General features: G+C 57.2%; 12 protein-coding genes, 1 tRNA gene and 1 pseudogene. 8 read left to right on the plus strand and 6 right to left on the minus strand.

The window, feature by feature from the left end:
• Nucleotides 1–50 precede the first annotated feature (50 nt).
• The 3 genes from H7848_RS16305 to H7848_RS16315 all read right to left on the minus strand — a co-directional run bounded on the left by H7848_RS16305 (nt 51) and on the right by H7848_RS16315 (nt 2,240).
• Nucleotides 51–842 carry a hypothetical protein gene (locus H7848_RS16305; protein WP_208353601.1) on the minus strand — a complete coding sequence of 264 codons (792 nt, stop codon included), beginning with the start codon at nt 840–842 and terminating at the stop codon, nt 51–53.
• The gene (locus tag H7848_RS16310) at nt 823–2,004 is read right to left on the minus strand and encodes a tyrosine-type recombinase/integrase (protein ID WP_208353603.1); all 1,182 of its coding nucleotides are present in this window, start codon (nt 2,002–2,004) and stop codon (nt 823–825) included. Before H7848_RS16310 ends, H7848_RS16305 begins: the two co-directional genes overlap by 20 nt.
• A gap of 146 nt (nt 2,005–2,150) precedes the next feature.
• Nucleotides 2,151–2,240 (minus strand) — tRNA-Ser (locus H7848_RS16315).
• 178 nt (nt 2,241–2,418) lie between these two features.
• Here H7848_RS16315 and H7848_RS16320 point away from each other — a divergent pair.
• A pseudogene (locus H7848_RS16320) lies at nt 2,419–2,738 on the plus strand (IS66 family transposase); the annotation flags it as partial.
• A gap of 667 nt (nt 2,739–3,405) precedes the next feature.
• Here H7848_RS16320 and H7848_RS16325 read toward each other — a convergent pair.
• Both H7848_RS16325 and H7848_RS16330 read right to left on the minus strand, forming a co-directional pair.
• Nucleotides 3,406–4,515 (minus strand): WG repeat-containing protein, encoded by a 1,110-nt coding sequence (locus H7848_RS16325; protein ID WP_208353604.1) that lies wholly within the window; start codon nt 4,513–4,515, stop codon nt 3,406–3,408.
• Between the two features lie 270 nt (nt 4,516–4,785).
• Nucleotides 4,786–6,006: an acyl-CoA dehydrogenase gene (locus H7848_RS16330; protein WP_208353606.1), complete on the minus strand. Its 1,221-nt coding sequence runs from the start codon at nt 6,004–6,006 to the stop codon at nt 4,786–4,788.
• Nucleotides 6,007–6,131: 125 nt separating this feature from the next.
• On the opposite strand from H7848_RS16330, the gene H7848_RS16335 reads away from it, so the two are divergent.
• The 7 genes from H7848_RS16335 (at nt 6,132) to H7848_RS16365 (ending at nt 11,498) form a co-directional block, all read left to right on the plus strand.
• On the plus strand, nt 6,132–7,043 hold the full coding sequence (locus H7848_RS16335; protein ID WP_208353609.1) for an AAA family ATPase: 912 nt from the start codon (nt 6,132–6,134) through the stop codon (nt 7,041–7,043).
• Nucleotides 7,040–7,420: a VOC family protein gene (locus H7848_RS16340; protein ID WP_208353612.1), complete on the plus strand. Its 381-nt coding sequence runs from the start codon at nt 7,040–7,042 to the stop codon at nt 7,418–7,420. Before H7848_RS16335 ends, H7848_RS16340 begins: the two co-directional genes overlap by 4 nt.
• Nucleotides 7,421–7,561: 141 nt before the next feature.
• On the plus strand, nt 7,562–8,011 hold the full coding sequence (locus H7848_RS16345) for a hypothetical protein (protein ID WP_208353615.1): 450 nt from the start codon (nt 7,562–7,564) through the stop codon (nt 8,009–8,011).
• Complete coding sequence (locus H7848_RS16350) at nt 8,008–8,283, plus strand: hypothetical protein (RefSeq protein ID WP_208353618.1); 276 nt, start codon at nt 8,008–8,010, stop codon at nt 8,281–8,283. The genes H7848_RS16345 and H7848_RS16350 overlap by 4 nt, the downstream gene beginning before the upstream one ends.
• Nucleotides 8,276–9,529 (plus strand): vWA domain-containing protein, encoded by a 1,254-nt coding sequence (locus H7848_RS16355; protein WP_208353621.1) that lies wholly within the window; start codon nt 8,276–8,278, stop codon nt 9,527–9,529. Before H7848_RS16350 ends, H7848_RS16355 begins: the two co-directional genes overlap by 8 nt.
• On the plus strand, nt 9,526–10,503 hold the full coding sequence (locus tag H7848_RS16360) for an XdhC family protein (protein ID WP_208353622.1): 978 nt from the start codon (nt 9,526–9,528) through the stop codon (nt 10,501–10,503). Before H7848_RS16355 ends, H7848_RS16360 begins: the two co-directional genes overlap by 4 nt.
• Nucleotides 10,500–11,498 (plus strand): molybdopterin-binding protein, encoded by a 999-nt coding sequence (locus tag H7848_RS16365; RefSeq protein WP_208353624.1) that lies wholly within the window; start codon nt 10,500–10,502, stop codon nt 11,496–11,498. Before H7848_RS16360 ends, H7848_RS16365 begins: the two co-directional genes overlap by 4 nt.
• 116 nt (nt 11,499–11,614) lie before the next feature.
• Here H7848_RS16365 and H7848_RS20355 read toward each other — a convergent pair whose 3' ends face one another.
• Nucleotides 11,615–11,902, minus strand: coding sequence for an RHS repeat domain-containing protein (locus H7848_RS20355; protein WP_419555520.1), 288 nt, complete (start codon nt 11,900–11,902; stop codon nt 11,615–11,617).
• Between the last annotated feature and the right edge of the window lie 464 nt (nt 11,903–12,366).

The following is a 12,366-nucleotide window of genomic DNA, read 5'->3' on the forward strand; positions in this document are numbered from 1 at the left end:
TCTGTTGGCTTCACTTGCCAACATCAAAACTCAACCGTTTCTAAGTGTCATCAGAGAGTTACAGTGAAACTCTGAATCTCTGGATTGCTTCGAACTATGCCATTGTATTCGCTTAGTATTTTCCGAATTTCTACAAGGCTAACATGGTTAGGGTTGGCATCTTTGGCCTTCTCGCCATAGTGCCGGAAGCCCGCATTGATTTCACATGTTTCGTAGATGCCTTTCAGGCAAAACCCAAATACTGATGTCGGGTTCTGCTTAAAGTCATCCCCGGCGGTTACTGGGAGATAGGTATAGCTTTCGAAAACAACCCTAAGCGAGAGGGCGATACGAATAGCCCTGAAATTTCCGCTTTCTAACTTCTGTTTGTCGATGTCTGCTTCGAGGTAGTGACAAGCAAGGGATAGCATGTCCAGCAACGCCTGATCGCCTTTGTAACGCATTCCCTTAATCTGAGGCCAGATCGGCCTAGCATGCTCGAAGAGCCGCGATCTAACTTGATCTCGAACTTCATCTTTTGCCCGACTGCCAGCCTCTTCATCTGCTAGGATCTCTTCGAGAACTGATCGTACTTCATTAAGCATTTCGTGGGCAAATTTACCCCGGCCAATGCCATAGCCCTTGTTGATATTCGGCCACCTCGGGCCCGTCGTGCCGTAAGGGCTATACATGAGCATCGCTGCTGCAAATGCCTGATCATTGCTGATCGAGTCGCCCAGATGCTCTTTCAATGTTGCCGCGAGTTTTTGCCACCAGTGCAGCAACTCGACCTCGAGCCCTGCACAAGCAAATCGTGGCTCCTGCTCTGGCTCTTCACCAAAGTCATGAACGCCGTATTCCAACAATATGATGACTCCATCTTTCCATTAGTTCGCGGCGCTTTTCGAGAAGATCCGAGCGTGCATAGGCCCTCTCGACCTCAGAACCGATCTTGTGCGCCAGGCTCAACTCGGCAACTTCGCGAGGTACGTTTGGCTGTTCTGATGTCCAATCGCGAAAAGTGGACCGAAAGCCGTGAACGGTGATCCCGTCAACTTTCATGCGGCGCAGCAGCATCAGCATGGACATATTGGACAGCGGTCGGTGCCGCTTCTGACCTTCAAAAACGACTTCTGACCTAAGGGCACTGAGCGGCTCGATGATTGCTAGCATCTCGTCCGTAAGCGGGACCCGGTGCTCCTGGTCTGCCTTCATGCGTTCAGCCGGTACGGTCCATAGCTTGTCGTCGAAATCAAATTCTTCCCAGCGGGACTGCAAAACTTCGCTGGTACGGCTCGCGGTCAAGCAAGTGAACATTAGTGCCTTTGCCGCCATCGCGTCTTTTGTTGCCAACTGGGCGTAGAAGTCAGGCACATCCTTCCAGTGCATAGCCTTGTGGTGCTGCACCTTCTGTTTGACCTGTGGCAGCACACGGGCGTCGCGGATCGTTGTCACAGGGTTCTCGCCATCTCGGAAGCCCTTTGACTTCGCCACATCCAGCACCGCCTTGATCCGCTGAGCGAGGCGCTTGGCTGTTTCGTGTTTCTCGGTCCAGACTGGCAGAAGGACTTGCAGCACCTCGGGTTGGCCGACCTCCGACACCGGCAAGCGTCCGATCTTAGGAAACGCATACTCGGCCAGCGTATTGATCCATTGCTGGCCGTGCTTTGGGTTCTTCCACGTTGGCAGACGCTCGATGTGGACTTGTCGTGCAATCTCTTCGAAGCAGGGGATTTCTTGGCGACCGTTGTAGCGGGGATTGATGCCCTGCTTGGCGAGGCGGCGATACTCCAAGGCTCTGTCACGCGCTTCGTTTAGGGTGACGACATCAGCACTACCAAGACCGAAGTCTGTGCGCAGCGGCTTGCCCTCGCGGTTGCGCTGGCCCTTTACTGTGACGCGGACGATCCAGCGTCGAGCGCCGGATGGATCAACGACAAGGTACAAACCGCTGCCGTCGCCGTGGCGGCCGGGGCCGAGGGTTCGCACCAGATTCTTCGTCAGCTTTCCGCTTAGAGCAGCCATAAAATACCACGTTTTCTACCACGCAATGAATAGAAACGAGTCTAATCGAAGAAAACTCAATAGCAACAACGAATGCGGATAAACCAATAAAAACAGCCCTATAAGGGGTTAAATAGCATCGAGCACAATTGAATGAAAATGGTGGGTGGCGGAGACGAAGGGATTCGAACCCTCGAGACGGTTTCCCGCCTACTCCCTTAGCAGGGGAGCGCCTTCGACCACTCGGCCACGTCTCCAAGGTCGCGTTTAGACGCGGAAACGCGGGGAAACAAGCATAAAGTGAAGTTCAAAGCATCTTGCGGCATCTATTATTTGAAATCTAACGTATGCAGTTGAGGCACAGTCTTTGGTAGCAACGATCTTCGACGGGCGTGATGCTATGCGGTCAGTTCCGAAAGCTTGACTGCAATGTGTAAGTCACCACTGGCGCAGGCCATCCGCTACGCCCTTCGCCGGATTCCAAAGGCACGGCCATACCTTGGGAACGGCCAACTTGAGCTAGATAACAACACAGCCGAACGCGCCGTCAAACCCGTGGCCATCGGCCGGAAAAACTGGATGTTCGCAGGTTCACAAGGTGGCGGCAAAGCCATGGCAATCCCCTTCACCCTGATCAAGACCGCCATGCTCAACGACGTCGATCCCCAAGCATGGCTCACATGGGGCCTCGCCCAAATCGCTGACCACAAAATCACGCGTTACTGCCTTGGCGTTACGCTGCCCAAGCAGCGTAACAGGCACCGCCCAAGCGCAACAGGCCGGGTTCAACGGACGGGCACGATCGGCCCGGGATTTCTGGCTGAATACGGATGAGGCATTGCGTTACGGATTGCTGGGGTCAGTCATTCAGAACGCTGATGATTTGCCGGGTGCGTAAGCGACTGTTATAATTTAGGAAAAATGCACTGGCCCCAAGTATTACGGGCACTTGGGTCGTAACATCGTACCAAGGCCCAAAGGCATAACGCAACGTCATGAAAGTTAACCCGCCGTTCGGTGATGTTTTTGAATGTGCAATTTGCACATTTTCCGCAAAACCGCGTAATTCAGATGTGCAATTTACACATTTTTCGCGGGATTTGCGGCGATTTCCTGATTCCCACGGATTGTTCACGAAATCGCCTTGTGGATAACTTTCATGTCAACGCGTGCGGGTGGGTCAGAGTTCGGTAACACTCTGCCCGAATTAATCATTTTCCGAGGCCATTAACGCATCATAAATCGCACCGTACGGTGCCAAACTTCGCAAGTTTACAAAAATCGAAGCGAAAAGTTTGCAAAGTTTGCAGCGTTAAGGTTTTGGAAGGAAAGGTCCGTCGTCTGATTTGAGCCCAAAGTGATTGGTGCTGTGCGTTGCGTGAATGTCTGCTGACCAAAAGAAGCCAAGAAAACTGGTTCAATTTAGTCTTCTTGGTGCCAAACGACAGAACCTTCGCGATCAACGTAAGAGTAGCGGTCCCAAGAGTTTCCGTCTGCAGGATATCTGACCCGGGCTAGCTCGTCTCGAAACGGAAGGTTGGAATAGAACTGCGGTGTGATAGCATGTCTACCGGACAAATCCAGGTATCCCCAAACCTCACCTAGTTTGAAACTGGCGCGGCCTTCATAGAAGTAACCGGTTCGCATCTCTGGTTTGAACCAGCGCGGTCTTCCAAGTATCCCTGGCATGGCGGCACGTCCGTCTGGGAAGAAATATGCGGACCCTTTTTCGGGGTGCTTGATGCAAGCAATTCCACCCGACAAGGTCGGGCAGGCCCTTGGTATCATTGGTGACCAATATGTCGTGGGCAGGGTGCCAATAACCTCAGTTGAGGTCACGTCAAAGACATCGGCATGGCCCTTTGCGGGCGTGGGTGCGACCCAAAATCCGTCTGTGACAGGGCGCAAATCTGTTGAGCGTCCGATCTCAAACCACTGCCGAAACACGGCAGTGCCGTCAAATGTGAAAACGTTTGCCGCGCCATCCTTCATTACTGTCACATAAGGATCCGTAGTAGATGGACGGATCTGATCGTAAATTGGCGGAAGAACGACCTGTCCTTCATGGTTCATCAGACCCCGTTTGTCATTGATCTTTCCGCTGTTCGAAAAGACGTAATAACCAGCAATGGCGCCCGAAAGGTATGCTTCAAATGCGATGGAGCCATCCAGCCGCATGGCATAGTAGTGGGTCTCGCCCTGGAATGCCCAATCGCGCCCATCAAGGTGCCAGAGGTCCTTGTTGTCGGCATCCACCTGGTGCATGACCCCGAAGACTCCATGCTTATCTGGTGGAGTAAATGAGACCGACTTATGATCTTTGGGAATTACGAACACGGTCTCACCGAGGGTATTGATGATGATATGCTGTTTCTCACCGGGGCGCTGAACCACTGCGTATCCCGCTTCCGAGAAGTCACCGAAAGTTTGCAGGAACTGCGGCTCAATCACTACGTTTCCGTGAACATCCATGAAGCCCATAATTGGCCGCCCGGATTTGGCAGTCTTACTAAGTATCTGAAATAGCGGCATGAACTTTCACCTTTGAATGACTTCCTGCGGTTCGTCGCAGACCTACATACCGAGCCAAGGGCAAGGAACATCGCTTTGGAATTCACTGATTTTGCGCCGAAGTGCCAAAGCAGCTGTTTCAGCAAGATTGTTTAACGACTGGTTCGTCCCGCTAAATGAACAAACAATTCTGACAAGACCCGATATAGCATGCTGGGGGCTACATGCTGAGGCTGCGCCCTTGGTTTTCGCCTCTGGAATGACTTGGTTAGCGCGAACTTTTGTCAACGCTCAGAAAAACGCCTGTAGTCCTGTTTGGGCGCGGCCCAGGATTAGGGCGTGGATGTCGTGGGTGCCTTCGTATGTGTTCACGGTTTCAAGGTTGGCCATGTGGCGCATCACCTGGAAGTCTTCGGATATGCCATTACCGCCGTGCATGTCGCGGGCGGTGCGGGCGATGTCCAGCGCTTTGCCGCAGTTGTTGCGTTTCATCAGGCTGATCATTTCGGGGGCAGCGTTGGCGTCGTCCATCAAGCGGCCCAGGCGCAGGGCGCTTTGAAGGCCCAGGGCGATTTCGGTCTGCATGTCGGCCAGTTTCTTCTGAAACAGCTGCGTTTGCGCCAGCGGTTTGCCGAACTGTTTGCGGTCCAGCCCGTATTGCCGCGCGGCGTGCCAGCAGAATTCGGCAGCCCCCATGACGCCCCAGCTGATGCCATAGCGCGCACGGTTCAGGCAGCCGAAGGGGCCCTTCAGCCCTTCGACCCCTGGCAGCAGGGCGTCTTCGCCGACCTCGACGCCGTCCATCACGATTTCACCGGTGATTGAGGCACGCAGGGACAGTTTTCCGCCGATCTTGGGGGCGGACAGGCCCGGCAGGCCCTTGTCCAGCACAAAGCCCCTGATCTTGCCGCCGTGGGCGTCGGATTTGGCCCAGATCACAAAGACATCGGCGATGGGGCTGTTGGAAATCCACATCTTGGACCCGGTCAGGCGGTAGCCGGTTGCGGTTTTTTCGGCCTTGGTTTTCATGCCCGCAGGGTCGCTGCCCGCATCGGGTTCGGTCAGGCCGAAGCAGCCGATCAGCTGGCCGCTGGCCAGGCCCGGCAGGTACTTCTGGCGCTGCTCTTCGCTGCCGTAGGCATAGATGGGGTACATGACCAGCGATGACTGCACACTCATCATCGACCGATAGCCGCTGTCGACGCATTCGATGGCTCGCGCGACCAGGCCGTAGGTGACGTAGGATGCGCCAAGCCCGCCATAGGTTTCGGGGATGGTCACGCCCAGCAGACCCGCCGCGCCCATTTTGGCAAAGAGGTCAGGGTCGGTGATTTCGTCGCGATAGGCGGCGATGACGCCGGGTTGCAGTTCGGACTGGGCGAAGTCTTCGGCCGCGTCACGCAGCATGCGTTCGTCTTCGGTCAGCTGGTCATCCAGGCGCAGGGGGTCGGCCCAGTCAAAGCGGCCTAGGTCCGGCGCGTCTTTGGATTTGATCGATGCTGGTGCGTTCATGTGGCGATCCCCCTTTCATGTCAGATTTATACCGGTGGCGCGGCGATGACAATCACGGTCCGACTTTAGGCCCCCTTGACCCTCTTGGGACAAAGTGCAGCATGACCGGACAGACAGGAGGGGATATGTCAGCGCCATTTTCCGATATCGATGCCACTCAGGCAAGTTTGTCGCAGCAGGATTACATCTGCGGGCGCGATCTGGCGACGGTGGTGTTTTTGTCATTGCGCCTGGGGCGGCCGCTGTTTTTAGAAGGCGAGGCCGGCGTGGGCAAGACCGAGATTGCCAAGGCGATTGCCAGTGCGCTGGGGCGGCGGCTGATCCGGTTGCAGTGTTACGAAGGGTTGGATGCCGCGTCGGCGGTGTACGAGTGGAACTTTGCCGCGCAGATGGTCGCCATTCGCGCGGTTGAGGCCGAGGGGAATGCAGACAAGGACGTATTGCAGCAACAGCTGTTTTCGTCGGATTATCTGATTGAACGGCCGCTGTTGCAAGCGATGCGACCCGATGCGGCGGGCCCGCCCGTTTTGCTGATTGATGAGCTGGACCGGACCGATGAACCTTTTGAGGCGTTTTTGCTTGAGGCCTTGTCGGATTATCAGGTGACGATCCCCGAGCTGGGCACGATCAAGGCGCCCGAGCCGCCGATTGTGATCCTGACGTCGAACCGCACACGCGAGGTGCATGATGCGCTGAAGCGGCGGTGTTTGTATCACTGGGTGGATTATCCGAATTTTGATCGCGAAGTGCAGATTTTGAACGCGCGCGTGCCTGAAGCGGCCGAGGCGTTAAGTCGTGAGGTCGTGGCCTTTGTCCAGAAGCTGCGGACCGAGGATCTGTTCAAGAAACCCGGTGTGGCTGAAACGATTGACTGGGCGAAATGTCTGCTGGCGCTGGATGTCATCAACCTGTCGCCCGATGTGATCGCTGATACGCTGGGGGCGATTTTGAAGTATCAGGACGATATCCAGAAATTGCAGGGGTCCGAGGCGAAACGGCTGCTGGACGAGGCAAAGGCAGAACTGGCGCCGGTGTGATCACGGGCATCGATCATATCGTGCTGACGGTGCGCGATGTTGAGGCATCGGTCGCGTTTTATCGGCGTATTCTGGGTGTTCGCGCCGTAACCTTTGCCGGATCGCGCCGCGCGCTTGTGGTGGGGGATCAGAAAATCAATCTGCAGACGCTTGGGCAGGAAACCCGTAATCACGCCTGCATCGGTTCGGGGGATGTGTGTCTTTTGACCGACCTTGACCCGCAGGCCGTGGTGGATCGTTTGACAGAACAGGATGTGCAGATTGTTGAGGGCCCGGTTGCCAAATCAGGCGCGGGCGGTCCGATCACGTCGGTTTATTTCAATGATCCCGATGGCAATCTGATCGAAGTCAGCAGCTATGGAAGCGATGCAGAATGACCCTTTTTCGTCCGACAGATTTGAACGAGCTGGAACTGGTGTGATCGAATGCATGTGGCACCCGTGATACATATTGGTGGCTGGCCAGGTTCGGGGAAACGGACGATAGGACGGATTGTTGCAGATGACTTGGGGGGCCGGTTGATTGATAATCACCTGATGCTTGATGCCGCCCGCGCCATCTATGAACGTGGTACGCAGGGGAGCATAAAGCTTCGTGAAGAAGTCAGAAACATCATCCTGACACATGCTCGCCAGTTACCCCCCGATGTGCCAATTATTTTGACCGACGCGCTTGCTAATGAAGCTGAGGCCAGGCCGTTATTCGAACCGACCGTTAGACTTGCAAAGGACAGAGACGCACGGCTTTTTCCGTTCTTGCTTGAACTATCGACAGATGAAAACCAGCGTCGGTTGACCGATCCAGCGCGTGCTGGTGGGGCGAAGCTTATGGATGTGGACGTTTTACAGACCCTTCGCAGAAATGAACGTCTTTTCTGTCCAGATGGTGCTGTCTTAATGGATGTAACTGATATGACAGCGCAGCAGGCGGCTGATTTCATTTGTTCTTATGTAAGGGAAGCAAGATGATCCTTTTTCGCCCAACAGGTTTGAAAGAATTAGAGCTGGTGCGGGATGCTGGTTGGCGGGCGTGGCCGCCGCGATTGGCTGATCAGCCGATCTTTTGTCGGGCCAGTGCGGGGGACATGACGATTTTGCAGTTTTCACGCGTAGGGCGGAGACCGACCGAGGTGGGCGTGAAGCGCCCGCCTGGGGGGCGGTCGGGCGCTGCCCGGTGTTTCACACCGGGCGGGATATCTGTGCAAAGCAATTCGATGCAAGGCATGAGTATCCATGCCTAAGTACGCCGACCTTGCCCTGCCGGATAACCCAAAGCTGATGTCTAACATCACCCATTTCGCGCGGGCGTTGCGGAAGGCGGGGTTGCCGATTGGAACCGGGCGCGTAATGGACGCGATCCAGGCCGTGCAGGCGGCGGGGTTTACCAGGAAACGCGATTTTTACTGGGTTCTGCATGCTTGTTTCGTGTCAAAACCCGAACACCGACCGGTTTTTGCGCAGGTCTTTCGGCTGTACTGGCGTGATCCGCGGTATCTGGAACATATGATGGCGATGCTGACGCCTCAGATCCGAGGAGTGCAGGAGGAACGCACAGCAAAAGCCGCTGAAAAACGCGCGGCCGAGGCGATTTTGGATGGCGCGATGCGGGATGTGCCGGACCTGCCGGAACCGGAAGACACAACTGAGATCGAGATCGACGCGTCGCGCACGATGTCATCGCAGGAACGTCTGCGCACGCTGGATTTCGAACTGATGAGCACGGATGAAATGGCGCAGGCCAAGCGGATGCTGGCGCAGATGGCGCTGCCGATCAAACCGATGCGCAGCCGCCGCATGCAGGCCAGGACCAAGGGCGCTTTGGCCGACTGGCGGCGCACGCTGCGACAGGCGATGCGACAGGGGGGCGAGGTTACTCAGATTGCACGGAAGTCCCCGCGCGACCGCTGGCCCAATCTGGTGGCGCTTTGCGATATCTCAGGCTCGATGTCGCAGTATTCGCGCGTGGTGTTGCATTTTTTGCATGCGGTGTCGAACCACAAGGGGCCGGGTTGGGCCAGGGTGCATGCCTTTACCTTTGGCACGCGACTGACGAATATCACCCGGCATCTGCACCAGCGCGATGTGGACGCCGCGCTGGCCGCTGCCGGGGCCGAGGCGCAGGATTGGGAGGGCGGCACGCGCATCGGGGCCTGTCTGACCGCCTTTAACCGCGACTGGTCGCGCCGGGTTCTGGGACAAGGCGCCGTGGTGTTGCTGATCACGGATGGCCTGGATCGGGACGACCCCGATGGGCTGGCCCGCGCGATGGAGCGGTTGCATCTGTCCGCCCGTCGCGTCATTTGGGTGAACCCGCTGTTGCGGTGGGATGGCTTTGCCCCCAAGGCCCAGGGGATCGCGGCGATGATGCCCCATGTGGACAGCTTTCGGGCGGGGCACAACATCGCCTCGCTTCAGGCGCTGGCCGACACTATATCTTTGACGGATGATCTGGGCGAAAAGGCCCGTATGATGGCGTATTTGCAATGACCGAGACACCTTTTGATAACGCGCCCGAGGTGGCGCTGGACTGGCATCAGGCAGGCCGTGGTGCGGCGTTGGCGACTGTGGTGGAAACCTGGGGCAGTGCGCCGCGCCCGGTGGGCAGCCAGTTGGTGATCGCGGGCGACGGAGAGATGTCGGGGTCGGTTTCCGGCGGCTGTGTGGAAGGCGCGGTGGTGGTCGAAGCGCTTGAGGCGTTGCAGGATGGCGCGCCCAAGCTGCTGGAATACGGCGTCAGTGATGATGAGGCTTTTGCAGTGGGTCTGGCCTGTGGTGGTACGATCCGTGTGCTGGTTGAGCCGGTGGGCGATGCCCTGCCTGCCGATCTGTTGCGGGACCTGGTGCAGGCACGGGCGGCACGGGCGCCGGTTGCGTATCACGTGAACACAGAAACCTGGGAACGTGCGTTGGATCATGCCCCCAAGGGCCCCCATGCCGACCGGTTTCGCGCCGATAAATCGGGGTTTGAGGGCGAGGTTTTCGTTGGCATCCACAACCCGCCCCTGCGGATGGCGATTATCGGTGCGGTGCATATTGCGCAGGCTCTGGTCCCCATGGCGCGGATTGCGGGGTATGATCCGGTGCTGATCGACCCGCGCGAGGCGTTTGGTGCGGCCAGCCGCTTTCCCGGTGAAACGATCCTGCATGACTGGCCGGACCAGGCGCTAACGGCCTATGGGCCTGACACGCGAACGGCCATAGTGACGCTGACCCATGACCCCAAGCTGGACGATCCGGCGTTGCAGATCGCGCTCAGGTCGGATGCGTTTTACATCGGATGCCTGGGGTCGACGCGCACCCACGCCAAACGTGTGGCGCGGCTGGCTGAGGCTGGTTTTTCCGATGATGAACTGGCGCGCCTGCACGGCCCCGTGGGGCTGGACATCGGGGCCAAGTCCCCGGCAGAAATAGCCGTTGCGATCCTGGCGCAGATGACTGCGACATTGCGGCAGCCTGCATGAAGTTCGGACCTGTTCCTACGTCGGATGCGGTGGGGGCCATTCTGGCCCATTCCATTGCCTTGCCGGACGGCCGGCTGCGCAAGGGGGTTCGGCTGACCGAAGATCACATCGGGGCCTTGCAGGCTGCCGGGCTTGCCGAGGTGATCGTGGCGACTCTGGGTCCGGACGATCTGGATGAAAACGCCGCCGCTGCTGAACTGGCCGGGGCGCTGGTGCCTGACCCGGGTGCAGCTTCTATTGAGGTATCAGACAGCTTTACGGGCCGTGTAAACCTGAAGTCCTCCATCACGGGGTTGGCGATGATCGACACCGAAAAGGTGCACGCGCTGAACCGTGTCGATCCGATGGTGACCCTGGCAACGGTTCCACCCTATGCGCCCATGCGCGCGGGGCGGATGGTGGGGACGGTCAAGATCATTTCCTATGCGGTAGATCGGGCGGCGATCAAAGCCGCGTGCGATGTGGCGCGGGATGCCATACGGGTCGTGCCGCCGGTGATCACAACCGCATCGCTGATCGTCACCCGGATCGATGGCGGGCCGTCTGATGATAAAGGCGTGCAGGCGGTCAAGGGGCGGCTTGAGGCCCTGGACGTTGATCTGACCCAGGTGCTGCACACGCCGCACCGCGAAGAAGATATTGCCAAGGCGCTGCAGTCGGCGGGCGGTCAGATCAAGCTGATCCTGACAGCCTCGGCCACGTCAGACGCACATGATGTTGCACCTGAGGCCGTTCGGTTGTCGGGTGGCCAGATCACCCGGTTCGGGATGCCGGTTGATCCCGGCAATCTGTTGTTTCTGGGCGATATCGGCGACACCCCAGTGATCGGCCTGCCCGGCTGCGCGCGATCCCCTGCGCTGAACGGGGCGGACTGGGTGCTAGAGCGCGTGGTGTGCGGGATCGACGTGCAATCCGAAGACATCGCCGCCATGGGGGTCGGCGGATTGCTGAAGGAAATCCCCAGTCGACCACAACCAAGGGACAAACGGCGCTGATGGTGAGCAATAAGATCATCGGTCAATTGTTCTGAATAAAAACACCGACCGTTTGTCACCAGTAGACAGCATCCGCAGCCGGTATTGATCACGAGACGTTTTTGACCTTAACGCCATCAAATGACTTGAACGTATGGTTTTGTCCCGACACCTTTCTGCATCACCTCGAACCAGTCTGGCTGTATGAAGAGAGCGAGTTGGGTGTCGTAGTAGCGAGCGTTGCGGTATTGCAGGCCACTGTCGGCGTCATATCGTTCACAGATGAAGCCTTTTGTTTCGTCAGTGAAGGTTGGGTAGAGGGTGAAGTCTATGACCTCTCCGAAGGGTTTGTAGATGCTGGATTTGGCGGCGGTTCCGTTCTGTTGAGTGATCAGGCGCAGGCAGCCGAGATGGTCGGCGTGCATGTAGTGCAGGCGGGTGCCGCGCACGATTTTGTGGGTTTCACGAATGCACGCGACGGGATAGGTCAGGATCTGTTCCTGGTCGTCTTGCCCGAAGTTGCGGATCTCGACATCGCTGAAGGTCAGTGTGGTCTTTTCTTCGGCGGTGCCGGTGTCTTCGATCTTTTTCAGCCGGATGCCGGACTACATCGTGCGGGATGTTGGGACCAAAAGGGGCAGGACACGTTCGAAGTCTACTGCCCACCGATGCTTCGCAGTTACATTGCGACCTTGCCGCGCCATGGCCGTTATTTATGTGCAAAAAATCTGCTAAGTCATTGGTGCGCTCTGTCTAGAGCAAGATGAGATCAGGTTGAAGCGTATCCTGAGTTGACAAGGTAATTCGCACATTCCTGCGGGGTGAAGCGGTCGAGCAGCTTACCGATCCTGCGCCATGTTGCCTCTATCGTGCGTTCGGCGGCGTCTCG

Origin of the sequence: Pseudaestuariivita rosea, assembly GCF_017592335.1 — a bacterium.
Taxonomy (GTDB): domain Bacteria; phylum Pseudomonadota; class Alphaproteobacteria; order Rhodobacterales; family Rhodobacteraceae; genus Parasulfitobacter; species Parasulfitobacter rosea.

Coding starts and splice junctions, on each gene's coding strand:
- H7848_RS16325 (WP_208353604.1), bottom strand. CDS start 4,515: ATGCCGCTATTTCAGATACTTAGTAAGACTGCCAAATCCGGGCGGCCA.
- H7848_RS16310 (WP_208353603.1), bottom strand. CDS start 2,004: ATGGCTGCTCTAAGCGGAAAGCTGACGAAGAATCTGGTGCGAACCCTC.
- H7848_RS16350 (WP_208353618.1), top strand. CDS start 8,008: ATGATCCTTTTTCGCCCAACAGGTTTGAAAGAATTAGAGCTGGTGCGG.
- H7848_RS20355 (WP_419555520.1), bottom strand. CDS start 11,902: ATGCACGCCGACCATCTCGGCTGCCTGCGCCTGATCACTCAACAGAAC.
- H7848_RS16360 (WP_208353622.1), top strand. CDS start 9,526: ATGACCGAGACACCTTTTGATAACGCGCCCGAGGTGGCGCTGGACTGG.
- H7848_RS16330 (WP_208353606.1), bottom strand. CDS start 6,006: ATGAACGCACCAGCATCGATCAAATCCAAAGACGCGCCGGACCTAGGC.
- H7848_RS16355 (WP_208353621.1), top strand. CDS start 8,276: ATGCCTAAGTACGCCGACCTTGCCCTGCCGGATAACCCAAAGCTGATG.
- H7848_RS16365 (WP_208353624.1), top strand. CDS start 10,500: ATGAAGTTCGGACCTGTTCCTACGTCGGATGCGGTGGGGGCCATTCTG.
- H7848_RS16335 (WP_208353609.1), top strand. CDS start 6,132: ATGTCAGCGCCATTTTCCGATATCGATGCCACTCAGGCAAGTTTGTCG.